The sequence below is a fragment of the Verrucomicrobiales bacterium genome (genome assembly GCA_016793885.1).
In the GTDB taxonomy this organism is placed as follows: domain Bacteria; phylum Verrucomicrobiota; class Verrucomicrobiia; order Limisphaerales; family UBA11320; genus UBA11320.
This window is the reverse complement of sequence record JAEUHE010000123.1, coordinates 41,307-56,755: the sequence shown is the minus strand read 5'-3', so window position 1 is coordinate 56,755 and position 15,449 is coordinate 41,307. Positions and strand designations below refer to the sequence as shown.

The 15,449-nt window shown below is 63.1% G+C and carries 14 protein-coding genes; all 14 read right to left on the bottom strand.

The annotated features are described in order from the left end of the window. The gene (gene hypD, locus JNN07_13925; protein ID MBL9168832.1) at positions 1-1,101 is read right to left on the bottom strand and encodes a hydrogenase formation protein HypD; all 1,101 of its coding nucleotides are present in this window, start codon (positions 1,099-1,101) and stop codon (positions 1-3) included. Then, entirely contained in the window at positions 1,098-1,367 is a 270-nt protein-coding gene (locus tag JNN07_13920) for a HypC/HybG/HupF family hydrogenase formation chaperone (GenBank protein ID MBL9168831.1), read from the bottom strand. Before JNN07_13920 ends, hypD begins: the two co-directional genes overlap by 4 nt. Further along, on the bottom strand, positions 1,358-3,709 hold the full coding sequence (hypF, locus tag JNN07_13915) for a carbamoyltransferase HypF (protein MBL9168830.1): 2,352 nt from the start codon (positions 3,707-3,709) through the stop codon (positions 1,358-1,360). Before hypF ends, JNN07_13920 begins: the two co-directional genes overlap by 10 nt. Then, on the bottom strand, positions 3,710-3,973 hold the full coding sequence (locus tag JNN07_13910) for a hydrogenase maturation nickel metallochaperone HypA (protein MBL9168829.1): 264 nt from the start codon (positions 3,971-3,973) through the stop codon (positions 3,710-3,712). A gap of 10 nt (positions 3,974-3,983) precedes the next feature. Beyond that, on the bottom strand, positions 3,984-4,499 hold the full coding sequence (locus tag JNN07_13905) for a hydrogenase maturation protease (protein ID MBL9168828.1): 516 nt from the start codon (positions 4,497-4,499) through the stop codon (positions 3,984-3,986). Then, positions 4,496-6,553, bottom strand: coding sequence for a nucleoside monophosphate kinase (locus tag JNN07_13900; protein MBL9168827.1), 2,058 nt, complete (start codon positions 6,551-6,553; stop codon positions 4,496-4,498). The genes JNN07_13905 and JNN07_13900 overlap by 4 nt, the downstream gene beginning before the upstream one ends. Next, positions 6,540-7,325 carry an oxidoreductase gene (locus tag JNN07_13895; GenBank protein ID MBL9168826.1) on the bottom strand — a complete coding sequence of 262 codons (786 nt, stop codon included), beginning with the start codon at positions 7,323-7,325 and terminating at the stop codon, positions 6,540-6,542. The genes JNN07_13900 and JNN07_13895 overlap by 14 nt, the downstream gene beginning before the upstream one ends. Positions 7,326-7,335: 10 nt before the next feature. Then, on the bottom strand, positions 7,336-8,151 hold the full coding sequence (locus tag JNN07_13890) for an FAD/NAD(P)-binding protein (GenBank protein ID MBL9168825.1): 816 nt from the start codon (positions 8,149-8,151) through the stop codon (positions 7,336-7,338). A 34-nt stretch (positions 8,152-8,185) separates the two neighbouring features. Continuing rightward, the gene (locus JNN07_13885; protein ID MBL9168824.1) at positions 8,186-8,647 is read right to left on the bottom strand and encodes a cyclic nucleotide-binding domain-containing protein; all 462 of its coding nucleotides are present in this window, start codon (positions 8,645-8,647) and stop codon (positions 8,186-8,188) included. 12 nt (positions 8,648-8,659) lie between these two features. Then, the gene (locus tag JNN07_13880) at positions 8,660-9,820 is read right to left on the bottom strand and encodes a 4Fe-4S dicluster domain-containing protein (GenBank protein MBL9168823.1); all 1,161 of its coding nucleotides are present in this window, start codon (positions 9,818-9,820) and stop codon (positions 8,660-8,662) included. A gap of 29 nt (positions 9,821-9,849) precedes the next feature. Further along, a complete protein-coding gene (locus JNN07_13875) occupies positions 9,850-10,425 on the bottom strand; it encodes a universal stress protein (GenBank protein ID MBL9168822.1) in 576 nt (191 codons plus the stop codon). 231 nt (positions 10,426-10,656) lie between these two features. Beyond that, positions 10,657-11,889 carry an acetate/propionate family kinase gene (locus tag JNN07_13870; GenBank protein ID MBL9168821.1) on the bottom strand — a complete coding sequence of 411 codons (1,233 nt, stop codon included), beginning with the start codon at positions 11,887-11,889 and terminating at the stop codon, positions 10,657-10,659. Next, complete coding sequence (locus JNN07_13865; protein MBL9168820.1) at positions 11,886-14,342, bottom strand: phosphoketolase family protein; 2,457 nt, start codon at positions 14,340-14,342, stop codon at positions 11,886-11,888. The genes JNN07_13870 and JNN07_13865 overlap by 4 nt, the downstream gene beginning before the upstream one ends. A 36-nt stretch (positions 14,343-14,378) precedes the next feature. Continuing rightward, positions 14,379-15,362 carry a magnesium transporter gene (locus JNN07_13860; GenBank protein MBL9168819.1) on the bottom strand — a complete coding sequence of 328 codons (984 nt, stop codon included), beginning with the start codon at positions 15,360-15,362 and terminating at the stop codon, positions 14,379-14,381. Positions 15,363-15,449: the final 87 nt, after the last annotated feature.

The window sequence follows — 15,449 nt, the reverse complement described above, 5'->3', positions numbered from 1 at the left end:
TCAAGATTGAGCGGCTTGCACACGACGGTAACGATGGTAAGCCGCGCACGCGCCTTCGCTCGACACCATCGTTGCGCCGAGCGGATGCTCCGGCGTGCAGCGTGTGCCAAAGGCCGGGCATTCGTGCGGTTTCCTGATGCCTTGCAGTATCAGGCCGCTGATACATTCGGACGATTCCTCAGCGCACACGTCCGCCACGCCAAACCGCTGCTCCGCGTCGAACCCCGCGTAGGCTGCGCTCAAGCTGAGGCCGCTCTGCGGAATCTCGCCGACGCCGCGCCACTTGCGGGGCACTACGCGGAAAACTTCGCGGATGAGTTGCTGCGCCGGAGTGTTGCCCTCGCGGCGAACCGCGCGGGTGTATTGGTTCTCCACTCCGGCGCGGCCCGTTTCGAGTTGTTCCACACACATCAGCACGCCTTGCAGAATGTCCAGCGGCTCAAAGCCCGTGACCACGATGGGCACGCGATACCGGCGCGAGATGGGTTCATATTCGGTGAAGCCCATCACCGCGCAAACGTGCCCGGCGGCGAGGAAGCCCTGCACGCGGTTGGCCGCCGACGCAAGAATCGCCTCCATCGCGGGCGGCACGAGCACATGCGAGACCAGCAGCGAGAAGTTCTTCAAACCGAACTCGCGCGCCTGCGCCACGGCCATCGCATTGGCCGGCGCGGTGGTCTCGAAACCGACGGCGAAGAACACGACCTCGCGCGCTGGATTCTCCCTCGCCAGCTTCACAGCACCGAGCGGCGAATAAACGATGCGCACGTCGCCGCCGCGGGCTTTCACGGATAGCAGGTCCGCTTGCGTGCCCGGCACACGCAGCATGTCGCCGAACGAGCAGAAGATGACTTCAGGCCGCGCCGCGATTTCGAGCGCCTTGTCAATCAGCTCGACCGGCGTGACGCACACCGGACAACCCGGCCCATGCACGAGTTCGAGGCCCCGCGGCAACAGTTCATCGAGGCCGAACTTCACGATGGCGTGCGTCTGCCCGCCGCAAACCTCCATGAGCGTCCATGGGCGCGTGACGGTACGGGCAGTGGCCACGGCGAACTGCCGAGCGCGCGCGGCGTCGCGATATTCGTCGAGGAATTTCATGGCGCCGATTTGCCGGTTGAATCGGGCTGCAGCTCGGCCAGTTCGCCCATCTGGCCCAGGTAATCGAAAACGCGCTGCGCCTCCGCTCCGTCCACGCGGCTGATGGCCACGCCGACATGCACGATGACGTAATCGCCAACCTCCGCCTCCGGAACGAAGGCGAGGTTCACTTCCTTCAGGATGCCGCCGAAGCTCACGCGACCGGCGCGCTGCAACGCTTCGTCACCAGCGATGCTCAAGACTTTTCCGGGGATGGCTAAACACATGATGATTTCTCCGAAGCCAATGCCCCCACTGCGGCCAACACTTGCCCCAGGGCAATGCCGCCGTCATTGGGCGGCACGCGCTGATGCCAGCAGGGCCGGAAGCCTTCCTCGGCCAGACGTTTCACCGCGCGCTCGGTAAGATGCTTGTTCTGAAAGCAGCCGCCGGTGAGCGCCACGCGCTCCTCGCCCACCACGCGAGCGACGGCCACGATGCCTTCGACGAGCGCGTGATGAAACTTCGCCGCGATGTTCGCCGTCGGTATCTGTTCATAAATGTCGTGCAGGAGGTCGTGCATCATGGGTATCCAGTCCAACACCCCGTTAGACAAAGTGAGTTCGTAGGCTTCGTCCGAAGGGCCGGCGCCGGCGGCGAACTCGACTTCCATCGCGGCCTGGCCCTCGAAACCGGCCATCTGACGCAACCCAAGCAGCGACGCGACGGCATCGAACAAGCGGCCCGCGCTGGAGGTCAGCGGCGCGTTCACGCCGCGTACCAGCATTTGGCGCAACGTCCGCAATTCGGTTTCGGAGAACGCGCCGAGCGTCGGGAGTCGTTTCCGCGTGAATGCGTCTTCGCCTAGACATTCGTAAAGCAAACCCAGCGCGGACCGGCACGGCTCGCGCATGGCCTGTTCCCCGCCCGGCAGACGGAACGGGCGCAAGTGTGCGACGCGCTCGAAACCATTGGCAATCACGCGCAGGAACTCGCCACCCCAAATCGTGCCGTCCAGCCCGTAGCCCGTGCCGTCCCAGCACACGCCGAGTACGGGTGGTTCGAGTTCGTTCTCGGCCATGCACGACAGCACATGCGCGTAATGATGCTGCACGGGAACGAAACGTGCGCCCGGCGCTTGAACCGTGCGCGCCATGGCGAACTGCGTCGAGAGATAATCCGGGTGCGCGTCGGCGGCGATGACTTCCGGGTGAGCCTCGTAGAGTCGCGGCAAGTCGGCCGCGACCCGCCCAAAGGCGGCCAGCGCGGGCGCGGTTTCCAGATCGCCGATGTGCTGGCTGATAAACACCTGTCTCCCGACAGCCAACGCGACGGTGTTCTTCAGGTGCGCCCCGACGGCGAGAGTCGTCGGCAACTCGGTCTGCACGCAGACCGGCAGCGGTGCGAATCGGCGCGCCCGCCGCAGCACCAATTCGCGCCCGGCCATGACACGCAGGATGGAGTCATCCACGTGCCGCACAATGGGGCGGTTGTGGACGAGGAAAACGTCGGCGATGGCGCCGAGACCTTCGAGGGCTTCGCGTTCGTCGGTGCAAATAGGTTCGTCGCTTAAGTTGCCGCTCGTAGCTACGACCGCGAAGCGCAGTTCGGCCAGCAGCAAATGATGCAGTGGCGTGTAAGGCAGCATCACGCCGAGACATGGATTACCCGGCGCGATTGCCCCTGAGAGTTGAGATTTCGGATTTGTAATTTGAGATTCGCGGCGACGGCGCAGCAGCACAATGGGCGCTTCCGGCGAGCGGAGCAGGCGTGCTTCGAGCGGCGACACTTCACATGACTCGCGCACCGACTCCAGCGACGGAAACATCAGCGCGAACGGCTTTTCCTCGCGATGCTTTCGCTCGCGCAGCCGCCGCACCGCGCGTTCATCGTGCGCGGAAACGATGAGGTGAAAACCACCCACCCCTTTCACGGCGACAATCATTCCCCGTAGAATCGCCTCGACGGCGGCCCGCAGGGCCGTGTCGTGAGCCTCAAAGCATCGGCCGTGCGCGTCCCAAAGTTCCAGATACGGGCCGCAGGCCGGGCAGGCGTTTGGTTGAGCGTGGAAGCGGCGGTCGCGCGGGTCGTCGTATTCGGCCTGACACCGCGCGCACATCGTGAACGATTTCATCGCCGTGTTCGCTCGGTCGTAGGGCAGCGATTTGATAATGCTGAAGCGCGGGCCGCAGTGCGTGCAGTTGGTGAACGGGTAGTGGTAACGGCGGTTTTTCGGGTTAAAAATTTCGCGGCGGCAGTCCGCGCACGTCGCGATGTCGGGCAACACGAGCGCGCTCTTCCCGCCGTCGCCGTCGCTGGCGCGAATCTCGAATGAGCCGAACCCCGCCGCATTGAGCCACGCCGCCTCCAGACTCTGAATCGAACTGTGCGGCGGCTTCTCCACTTCGAGGCGCAACAGGAATTCTTCCGCGCGCGCTCGCAGACCCTCCACTTCTACGGCCACGCCCTGCGGCGAATTGTTGACCCAACCCGCCAGCTTCAACTCCGTCGCCAGCCGATAGACGAAGGGCCGAAATCCCACGCCTTGCACCGCGCCGCGAATCGTCATGCGCAGGCGTACGGGCGCTTCGCTTGTCGTCGTCACGGGGTTGGCCGGGGTGCTGGTCATTCACTCCTCCACATCCACACTGTCGAGCAGGATGTCCTGCGCGTGCGGGTCGTTGGGGTCGGGATTAATCACGACCTCAAGCTCCGCCCCGTCGGCCACCGTGGCGACGGCGGCTTCCTCGAAGTGCTCGCGGAAATGTTCGGGCGAGATGTGGCAGAGCGCGCCAAGCACCACGCGCACGCTCGCCACTTTCTTCGCCTGGTGCTGCGCCGCAATGTCTTTAATTTTTCGCATGAGGTCGATGATCAGGGAGAATTCGTGCACGGGATTCCTTTCAATGGTTGAAGTTCGCGAGGATACTTTGGATCTCCTGACGGACGCGGCCCAGCAGTTCGTCCATCGCCGCGGCGACTTCGGGTGAAATCCTTTCTCCGTCGCTGAAGTCTCTGCCCTCAATGCCGTAGAGGATGAGCCGGGGTGGAAGCTGGTTCAGCGCGCGCGCAAGTTCCACTGCCTCTGCCACGCTGAAGGCGTGCGTTGAGTAATGGAAGAAGTTCGCTGGGATGCTCTGCGCCCGCGCGTCGAGCCGATGAATCGTCCCCGGCGCGTCCCCGGATTGGACGGCATCAACGAGTATCACCGAGTCGGCATACTTCCACGCCTCCATCAAGGTGACCCCTTCGCCGCTCTCCTCGCGCACGGTCACACCTGGCCACTCAGTCTGAGCCAGACGCCGCGCAACCACTCGGCCCACACCGTCGTCACCCCGGAAATCGTTCCCTAGCCCGAGGAGAAGGATGCCCGAGCTCGGTTGCGTGAACATGGATCTGCCGTCGAGAGTGAGTGTCATGATGGATATTGTCCTCTCGATTGTGCGACTAACCGGGCGCTCACCTCCTGCACCGAACCCTCCGCAGCTATCTCCACTAGTCGGTCAGACTTCCGATAGAAATCCAGGACCGGACCGATCATCCGATGAAACACGGCGACCCGTCGCCGTATCGTGTCCGGCTCGTCGTCTTCGCGTCGGAACAGTTCTCCGCCACACACATCGCACACACCGGGCCGGACTGGCGGTTGGGCGATTGCATGACAGGTCCACCCGCACACCCTGCACGTCAAGCGACCCGCGAGCCGACGCAGCATTTCATCATCTGAAATGACGAGATGGAGGATCTGGGCGACGACGCAACCGAGCGACGACACAATCGCATCCAAGGCCTCCGCCTGTGCCAGGGAGCGCGGATAGCCATCTAAAACGAAACCCTTGGCGGAAGAATAGCTGCCGAGCATCGGCCTTACCGCCTCGCTCGCCACTTCGTCAGGGACCAACTGTCCCCTAGCAATGAATTCCCTGGCGCCACGACCCAACGGCGTCGCGCGCCGGATGTGGTCGCGGAGATGCTGGCCCAACGACAGATGCTGGTAGCGGAGCGCCGCCGCCAATGCCTGCCCATGGGTGCCCTTGCCCGATCCCGGTCCGCCCAGCAGAACGATGACGCTCCTCGGCGTCGGCAGTGGATCCAGCCGATCCCGTCCTTCAGAGCGGAGAATCCCGGTCGAGGGCTCTGTGCGGGCAGGCAGTCCGGCCTTCATGCTCGCAGACTCTTCGCTCTCACGCTCGATGCTGAGCTTCAGAAAGTGCGTTGCGCAGGAGATGCACGGGTCGTAATTGCGGACGGCCTGCTCGCATTGCCAGGTGAGTTGGTCAGTCGGCAGGCTCGCGCGCGGCGGCACGAAACGGCGGAGGTCGTCCTCGATGGTCTTTTGGTTTTGCGACGTGGGCGGCACGATTTGGGCGTCCAGAATATGCCCCTGCTCGTCCAGGCGGTAGCGATGGTAGAGCAAACCCCGTGGGGCCTCGGTCGCGCTGTAGCCCGTGGCGGCACGGGGCGGGACCTCGACCGAGGGCGCGTCCGGCGGCTCGTAATTCTCGATGATCCGCAGGGCTTCGTCGCAGGCCCAGAGCACTTCGACGGAGCGAACGATGATGCTCCGAAAAGGATTGCGGCACACCGAATCGAGACCAGCTTCGCGCGCGGCGTTCTGTGCGAGCGGCGAGAGCCGGTCGAAGTTGAGGCTGTAACGCGCCATCGGACCCACGAAATAGGCGCCTCGTTCCTTGAGCACCGAGTGCAGCGCGTTGGAGTGTTCGACGTGTTCCTCGGTGAAGTGCTCGTCGTAGTCGCGGGCGGCGATGTCCAGGCCGCGATTCGACGCGATGTGGCCTTCGTTGAACGGGTATTCGTCGGGATGCCGGAGCGCGACGAACTCGTAGTCCTGCTCGAAGTCGGGGAAGCCGAATTGCGCCGTCCAGCGAACGGTCTCGAGCGCGGCGTCGCGCGCCCATTTGAGCCGCTCGGCCAGCGGCGCGAGATCATGTTTGGTAGGCACGCGATAGAAGCCGCCGACGCGGACGTTGACCGGATGCACTTCGCGCCCGCCGACCGTGGACACGATTTGGTTGCCCACTTTCTTCAACTGCAAGCCGCGCTGCACGATGGCCGCGTGGTCTTTGGCCATGTGGATGGCGCTCTCGTAGCCGAGGAAATCCGGCGCGTGCAGCATGTAGATGTGGAGCGTGTGGCTTTCGATCCATTCCCCGCAATAGATGAGGCGACGGAGCGCGCGCAACGGGCCGCCCAGCGTCACGCCACACGCATCTTCCATCGCATGAACCCCGCTCATTTGATAGGCGATGGGACAGATGCCGCAGATCCGCGCGGTGATGTCGGGCACTTCGCGGAAATCGCGTCCGCGCAGGAACGCCTCGAAGAACCGCGGCGGCTCAAAAATCTTGAGCTTCACGTCGGTCACGACCCCGCCCTTGATTTTAATGAGCAGCGCTCCTTCGCCCTCCACGCGGGCGAGGTAATCCACTTTGATGGTTCTAGTGTTCTTCATGCGCCTCGCTTTCTTTGCGGAAGGCTTCCGCGCCGGCGTTATAGGTGCGGAAGGCGCGCACCAGGTCCGGCTCTGTGACGTGCAAGATGTGGCCCATCCATGTCGCAAGCGAACCGGTGTTCGGTGTCTCCTTCGGGCCAAAGCAGCCGTAGCAACCGCGGTTGTAGGCCGGGCAGAGCGCACCGCAACCCGCGTGCGTCACGGGGCCGAGACACGGGGTACCATGCGCGACCATCACGCAGACGATGCCGCGCCGCTTGCACTCCATGCAGACACTGTGCGGCGGAGTGTTCGGTTTGCGCCCGGAGAGAAAGGCGCTGATAACCTCGATTAACTGGTGCTTGTTCACCGGGCAGCCGCGCAGCTCGAAATCGACGAACACATGGTCGGCAATGGGCGTGGACTTCGCCAGCGTGGAGATGTAGTCAGGCCGCGCATAGACGATGGCGGTGAATTCCTTCACGTCCTTGAAATTGCGCAACGCCTGGATGCCGCCCGCCGTGGCGCACGCGCCGATGGTGACGAGGTGCTTCGAGACCCGGCGAATCTGGTGAATGCGCTCGGCGTCATGCGGGGTGGTGATGGAGCCTTCAACGAGAGACAGGTCGTAGGGGCCTTTGACGACTTCGCGCGAGGCTTCAACGAAGTTCGCGATGTGAACCTGTCCGGCGAGCGCGAGCAGTTCGTCCTCGCAATCGAGCAGACTCAACTGGCAGCCGTCGCACGAGGCGAACTTCCACACGGCGAGTTTGGGCTTGGGCGGCGCTTTCATGCTGGTCGGCTCACAGTTCCCGGACATTTAGCAGCGGCTTGACGCGGTCGTAGCGGAACACCGGGCCGCCCTTGCAAACAAACTCAGGCCCATACTGGCAATGGCCACAGAAGCCAATGGCGCATTTCATGTTTCGCTCCAACGAGACGAAGATGCGCTCCGGCGGTACGCCGCGCTTCTGCAATTCGAGCGCCGTGAAGCGCATCATCACTTCCGGCCCGCACAGCATCGCCACGGAGTTCGATGGGTCAAACGGCGCGTGCGGGATGAGCGTGGTGACGACGCCGACATTGCCGCGCCACTGGCCGACGGCGCGGTCCACGGTGACGTGAACATGCAGATCGCGTCGCGCGCCCCACCGCCGCAGTTCCGGGCGGAACAACAGGTCCTGCGGCGTGCGCGTGCCGTAGAGCAGGACGACTTTGCCGAAGTCTCCCCGACGCGCGAGCAGGTGGTAAAGCGCCGGGCGCAGCGGGGCCAACCCGAGTCCGCCTGCCACGAGCACCACATCGCGCCCCACCGCTTCGGCAACCGGCCAGCCTGAACCATACGGCCCGCGCACGCCGAGCGCGTCGCCGGGCTGGAGCTTCCACATAGCGCGCGTGACGGTGCCCACCGCGCGCGTCGTGTGCGTGAGCGGCGACGGCTCGACCGGGTTGCCGCTGATGGAAATGGGCACTTCGCCGACGCCAAAGACATAGAGCATGTTGAACTGGCCTGGCGCGAACGCGAGCGACGGAGTGTCCGCCAGCGGAGCGAGCGCGAGCGTGAACGTATCCGCAGTTTCCTTGCGCACCTGCTCGACGCGCCAAGGCGCGGGCAGCATCGCCTCGGCGGCTCCAGGCAGGACGGGAGTCTGTTCAAGGGTGCGTTCCATACACATCGAGCAATTGCAGGCGCGTGGCCTGGAGGCGTTGCATCATGACCCGGGCGACACGCTTCATCAGGTCGTAGCCCAGCGCGGAGTTTCGCTCGCAGGCGATAAGCAACCGCGCGCCGTCGAAGCAGATTGCTGTGGTCGGTTCAAGCGCCCGCGCGCCGAAATGCCAGACGAACGGCGGGAACAGCCACGACCAGCCGAGCGCGTCGGCGGGGCCGAGCGTTTGAATAGCCACGGCCTCACGGCCCGGCGCGTGTGCGTCCAACACGACCTTGCCGGTTTCAAGGAGGAAGAAATCGCCTGCGCAATCGCCCTCGCGGAAGATCACATCGTCGGCAGCGAACTTCACTTCGCGCGCAGCCTTGACCACGAGTTCGAGGTGCTCCGGCTTCATCCCGTGGAAGAACGGGTGTTCGTTGATGAGTGCCCTGAAGACTTTCATAAGGGTGGTGGGTTAGATGATTTCCTTTTTTGGCGGAGGCACGCGGCGTTCGGATTGGCGGATGACGCGGACTTCCTCGGTGAGGTCAATGGCCACCGGGCACCAGGTGATGCAACGCCCGCAGCCCACGCAGCCCGACGTGCCGAACTGGTCAATCCACGTCGCCAGTTTGTGCGTGAGCCATTGGCGGTAACGCGATTTAACGGACGAACGCACCGAACCGCCCGCGATGTACGAGAAGCCGACGGTGAAACACGAATCCCACTTACGCCAACGCTCGGCGTGTTCGCCGGTCAGGTCGGTCACGTCCTCGACATTCGCGCAGAAACAGGTCGGGCAGGCCAGCGTGCAGTTCGCGCACGAGAGACAGCGGCCTGCCACGCGATCCCACTGCGGATGTTCGAGGCTGCGATAGAGCAGTTCCTTGATTCCCGTGGTGTCAAGAGTGCGGCCCATCTGGGCCGTGGCTCGGGCGGTCGCTTCGGCGGCGGCGGAGAGTTCTGCGGTTTCGGCAGGACGATGGGGCAATTCCGCCAGCACTTGCGCGCCCGCGTCGCTGCCGGACTCGACGACGAAATAGTGGCGCTGGCCGTCGAGAATCTCCGTGAGCGCGAGGTCGAAACCGCTCGTCGCCTTCGGGCCGGTTTTCATCGAGACACAGAAGCAAGTGCCGCCCGCCTGGCCGCAGTTGACCGCGATGATGAAGACGTTTTGCCGCCGTGCCTGATACACTGCGTCAACGAACTGCCCACCGAGGAAGACTTTGTCCTGAATGGCAATGGCGTGCAGTTCGCAGGAACGGACGCCAAGAAAGGCGAGTTTGGGAGCGACGATGTTCTCCGGCAGAACCTCGAATCCTTCCGCCGTCTTGCGGGCGCGGAAGAGCCGTTGCTCCGGTGGAAAGAGATACTTCTTCCACGAATGTGGCCCGACGACGTAGCCGAAGAGCGCGGCGTCATTTCGCTTCTTCAAACGATACTTGCCGCCGTCCTGCTCGTCCGTCCAGCCGAACGGGAGTTGGTCGGAGTCGGCCAGTGTATCATAGACAATCGCTCCATCCCGGACGGTCGGTCCCACGATCTGATAGCCCCTGGCGTGCAGCGCCTCGAACAAGCGCGATAGGTCAGCGCGGTCCAGCGTGGCGGTCGATTCGTTGAGGTCGGCGTTTGGCATCGTTTGGAGTTCAGTTAAGGCGGCGAACTTCAGGCGAATTCCTTCTCCCATTCGCGCACAACGAGCACCGGACACGGGGCGTGGCGCACCACGCGTTCGGCGGTGCTGCCCAGTTGCAAGCGTTGCAGTCCGGTGCGTCCGTGCGTGGCAATGATGATGAGGTCGATGCTTCGCTCCTTGGCGGCGTCACAGATTTGGTGAAACGGTTTGCCGAACAACACGACCCGCTCGGTGCGAACCGTGCGCGGCCAGGCCAGTGACTCGCACGTCCGCTCCAACTGGGCACGCGCCTGCTCGAAGCGCCACTGGTTGGAGTCAATCGCGTCCTTGAGGCCGAACACATAATCGCCGGGATACAACTCGACGACGTGGGTGAGGATGAGTTTGGAGCCGAACTGCTCAGCGAAACGAACGGCGTAGTGCAGCGCCTTGAGCGAACAGTCGGAAAAATCCACCGGCACAAGGACTCTGCCAATTTTCAGCAGCGAAGGCACCAGTTCGATGACGGGCGCGTTTGCCGCCGGCATGGGCGTGAGTGCTTTGGTGAGGGTCGCGGAGGGCTTGCGGCGGACGAGACGTTTGGGCTTCTTGATGGTTGCTTTCATAGTTTGGCAGGATGCGGGGTTTGCGGGCGCGCGGGCGAACGAGCATTCCTGACGCCCGGAGCCAGATACCTTTGCAGTCCCCCCAGGAATCGCGTCGGCTCGTCAGGCGAAAGGACGACGACGCGGTTTTCACTCGGCACAGAACTGCGCTCGCGCCGATGCTGATGACCTTGAGTGTCGTTCCCCACGACGCCCCGAACTCCACGTCTTGGTTCATGCCGTTGGCGCTCCTCACGTCATCGCCTCCGTCTTTGCCTGCGGGCTGGCGCAGTTCTCGATTACAGCGGCAGTTTGCCCGGCCACCAGCACTGACTCATCCACGGCGACAACCCACGCCTGAAGGCGGGAAGTATCGTCGGAGATGCGAGCGTCGGCGGCTAGCGTGGCGAGGTTTCGTGAGGCGTCCAGACGCAGGCCGAACCAAGGGAGGCGTTCGCAGATGCGAGCGCGGACTTCGGGACTGTTCTCGCCGATGCCGCCGCCGAAAACGACCGCTTGCGCTCCGCCCAGCGCGGCCAGGAACGCACCCACGTATTTGCTCACGCGGTAGCAGAACATTTCCACGGCCAGTGCCGCGCGAGTGTCGTTAGGCGCGGTGGTGAGCAACTCGCGCATATCGGCGGAACGGCCGGACACACCGAGCAGCCCACATTGGCGGTTGAGCATTTCCTCCAGCGCCGCCGACGAAAGGTTTTCGTCGCGCAGCAGCGTCATCAGCGCTCCGGGGTCAATATCCCCGGCACGCGTGGCCATCATCAATCCTTCGAGCGGGGTGAAACCCATCGATGTATCCACCGAACGCCCCTCGCGAATGGCCGTGACGGAGCAGCCGCCGCCCAGTTGCACCGTGATGAGATTGCCCTGCGAGGTTGGACTGCCCGTCAGTTCCGAGTAGCGGCGCAGCATGGATTCGTGCGCAAGGCCGTGAAAACCGTAGCGACGGATGCCATGACGTCGCGCGAGTTCGGCCGGCAGCGCGTAGGTGGCGGCGTGTTCGGGCAGTGTGCGGTGAAACGCGGTGTCGAACACCGCCACCATCGGCATGTCCGGACCAAAGACGCCGCGCGCCGCGCGAATGCCGGCCATCGCCGGCGGATTATGCAGCGGCGCGAGGACGTGCAATGACTCCAACTCGAACAGCGTCTCCGGCGTGAGCAGCTTGGGTGAATTAAACTTAGGGCCACCATGCACCACGCGGTGACCGACAGCCGAGATGTCCAGCGCGGTGTCATTCTCGCGGCGCAACCAGCCAAGGAACAGTTGAAGCGCGGCGGTGTGGTCGGGAACTGTTCTCGTCTCCTTCAGCGTCCGCCCAGTATCAGCAGAGAAGTGGAGGCCCGCAGCGGAGCCGAGCTGCTCGAACCGCGCTTGGGCAAGACGTTGTGTTTGACCGCCCGCCGGTGCGATTTCCAGCGCGTCCAGCTTGAGCGTCGCACTGCCACTGTTGATGACGAGGATGTTCATTTACCAGCCCGGCGCGCCTTCCAGCGCCAATTGAGGATTTCCGGCGGGTCAATGCTCATCGTGCGGACGTAAGTGTAATGCTCGGTGAGCTTGCTCTCGTATTTGCGGATCAATTCCTCGGCGAGGGCCGACATGCGCGGGTTGCGCGCGGCCAGCTTCTGCGCAGCTTGAATGACCAGATGCCAGCGGCTGGTCTTGTTGCGCACCTGCATGTCGAACGGAGTGGTGGTCGTACCTTCCTCCCGATAGCCGTTCACGTCGAAGCGTTCGTTTTCGGGCCGCTCCCACAGCAGTTGTTTGATGGCGGCGGTGTAGCCGTGGAAATTGAAGACAACGGGACAGCCCAGCGGAAACAATCGTTGGAAGCGGTATTCGTCCAGTCCGTGCGGATATTTCTGCGGAATGCCGATCACCTGAAGGTCAGTCACGTTGACGACCCGCACTCGCCAGGCCGGTGCTTCTTCGCCGAGGATTTGTGCCGCGGCCATCACTTCCACGGTGAGATTGTCGCCGCAACCGGCGAGCACGACTTCCGGCTCCTCCTCCCCGTGCGTGCTGGCCCACCGCCACGCCGACGCGCCGACGCGGCAGTGTTCGTCCGCCTCGGCGGGACTCAGCCATTGGGGCAGCGGATGCTTGGCGGCGATAATTAGGTTAATGTAACCCGTCGAGCACAGGCAGTGGCGGACGGTGCTGAGCAACGTGTTGGCGTCGGGCGGCAGATAGATGCGGTAGGTATGACCCTTCTTGGTGAGCAGATTGTTGATGAAGCCCGGTCCTTGGTGCGAATAACCGTTGTGTTCCTGCCGCCATGTCTCCGAGGTGAGCAGGTAATTGAGCGACGAAACGGGCACCCGCCACGGGACTTCGCCCGCGGCTTTCAGGAACTTCGCATACTGGTTCATCATCCCGTCCACGATGGAGATGAACGCCTCGTAGCAGGGGAACAATCCGTGCCGGCCCGTGAGGAGGTAGCCTTGCAGCCAGCCCTGACAATTGTGCTCGCTCAACACTTCGAGCACCGCCCCGGAAGGTGCGATATTCTCGGAGTGACGCGGCACGGGCCAGGTGAACTGGCGCTGCGTCGCCTGAAACACCGCGCCCAGCTTGTTCGATTCCAATTCGTCCGGGCAAACGATGCGGAAATGGCGGCGCGGTTCGCTCCGGCGGATGACTTCGGCGAGGTATTTGCCCAGCGTCTCCATACCACTCACGCGCACCTCGCCATGATCACGAGCGTCCACGGCGAAATCCTTCAGCGGCGGAAGGTCGAGCGGGCGCCGCAATTTGCCGCCGTTGGCATGCGGATTCATGGCCATGCGCCGGTCGCCCCTGGGGCAAAGCGCGAGGAGGTCCGCTTGCGGGCGGCCTTGTTCATCCCACAGTTCTTCGGGCCGATACGAGCGCAGCCAGCGTTCGATGACCTTGAGATGGGTGCGGTTGGTTTTACATTCCTTGGCGGGCACCTGATGGGCGCGGTAGGAACCTTCCACCGCTTTTCCGTCCACCGCGACGGGACCGGTCCAGCCTTTGGGCGTGCGCAGAATAATCATGGGCCAGCGCGGGCGTTCCACCGCACTGCCTTCGCGGCTAGATTTCTGCAAGGAACGAATCGCGGCGTAAGCCCAGTCGCACGCCGCCGCCATGTCACGATGGGCGTCGGCGTCGGTCGAGACGATGCGCGCCTGCCAGCCGTTGCCGGCAAACAACGCGAGCAACTCGTCCTCAGTCATCGAAACGAACAGCGTGGGGTTGGCTATTTTGAATCCGTTCAACAGAAGGATGGGCAGCACCGCGCCATCCGTGGCCGGATTCAGGAACTTTCCGCTGTGCCAGGCACCGGCTGTCGGGCCGGTCTCCGCTTCTCCATCACCGACGATGCACGCGGCGATGAGGTCGGGGTTGTCGAACACGGCACCAAACGCCGTCGCCAGCGCGTAACCCAACTCGCCGCCCTCGTGAATGACGCCGGGCAGTTCGGGATTGAGGTGACTGGCGAAACCACCGGGCCATGAGAACCGCTTGACGAAGCGCTCCAATCCCGCGCGGTCGAGCGTGAGATCGGGATACACTTCCCGCAGTGAACCTTCGAGATAAGCGTTGGCCAGATTGGCCGCCGCGCCGTGCCCTGGCCCGGTCAGTAGCAACACACTCGCATCCGTGTTGCGGATGAGCCGGTTCAGGTGTGTGTAGATGAAGTTGATACCCGGACAAGTGCCCCAATGCCCCAGCAACCGTTCGCGGATGTGTTTGTGTCGGAGCGGTTTTTCTAGCAGCGGATTCCCCTGCAAATAGACCTGCGCGGCGGCCAGGTAATTCACCGCGCGCAGGTAGCGGTCGAGAGCATCGTGCGAAGTCGGGGACGCTAGTGTTGATTTAGATTGGACGGGAAGCGCGTTCGAGGGCCGCCGATTTCTTTTCAGCGTCGGACTAAGTTCTGTCAGTGTTGTCATGGAATCGCTTGTTCTCATCGAGCATTAGTTCAATTTTCAAAGCAGCCAGGCTGCGAGCGTGAAGTAAAACAAGACGGTGAAAATGTCCGTCAATGCCAGCGTTACTGGCCCGGCCGCAATCTTCGGGTCGAGCTTGAGCGCGTGCAGAATGGCCGGGATGCTCAGTCCCAGCACACAGGCCGTGCCCAGTGAAAGCACAATGCCACCACCGATCACCAGCGCCGGCAGGGCCGCGCCGCGCCACAGCCAGGCAATTGCCGTCACCGCCGCGCCGCACGTCACTCCCAAGAGCAGTGCGGTTCCGACCTCTCGCTGGAACGCTCGCACATACCAGCGCCAGGTGGGCTGCATGAACCGCAGCGCGTGAATCGTGACGGACATCGACTGCATGCTGACGCTCTCACCCAAGCCCAGAACCAGCGTCAGAAAAAAGGCGAGCACCAGGCTCTTGGCCAGCGTCAACTCGAACGCGCCCGCCAGGAACGCGCAAATCGTGCCGCTGGCGATGGTGGCCAACAACCAAGGGAAGCGAAACCGAAACGCACGCCAGGGTGACGCATCACGCACCTGTGAAACGTGAAAGCCAATCGCCTCAAACACCTCGTCTATTCGCTCTTGCTCAGTAAAGTTGAAAACCTCCCGCGTGAACAAATCGACATTGACCACCCCGACGACATGGCGCTGTTCATCCACCACCGGAAAGGCCAAAAAGCGGTGCAGAACAAATAACTCGCACGCTTCCAGCAATGTCGCCGTCTGGGGGATGGCCAGCACCCGCGATACCATGATTTCCGGCAACCGTTGCTCCAATGATGCCGTGAGCAAGCGACGAGTCGGCACGACGCCAACCAGGCGCTGGTCTGCGTCCACCACATAGAAATAGACAATCTTCTCTCCGATACCTCGCTGGCGAATCGCATCCAACGCTCCTGCGACGGTCATCTCAACCCCCAATACAGCGAAGTCCTTGCGCGCATGGCGCAGGACCGGTTCGGTCAAATGGGGTGCGTCGTGCTTCATGCAATTGCTTGCTAAGACAAACGGTTGGACGATGGACGCACGCCTGAAGCCATCCGGTGTTCGTCCAGATTTTGAGCGGAGCTGCTG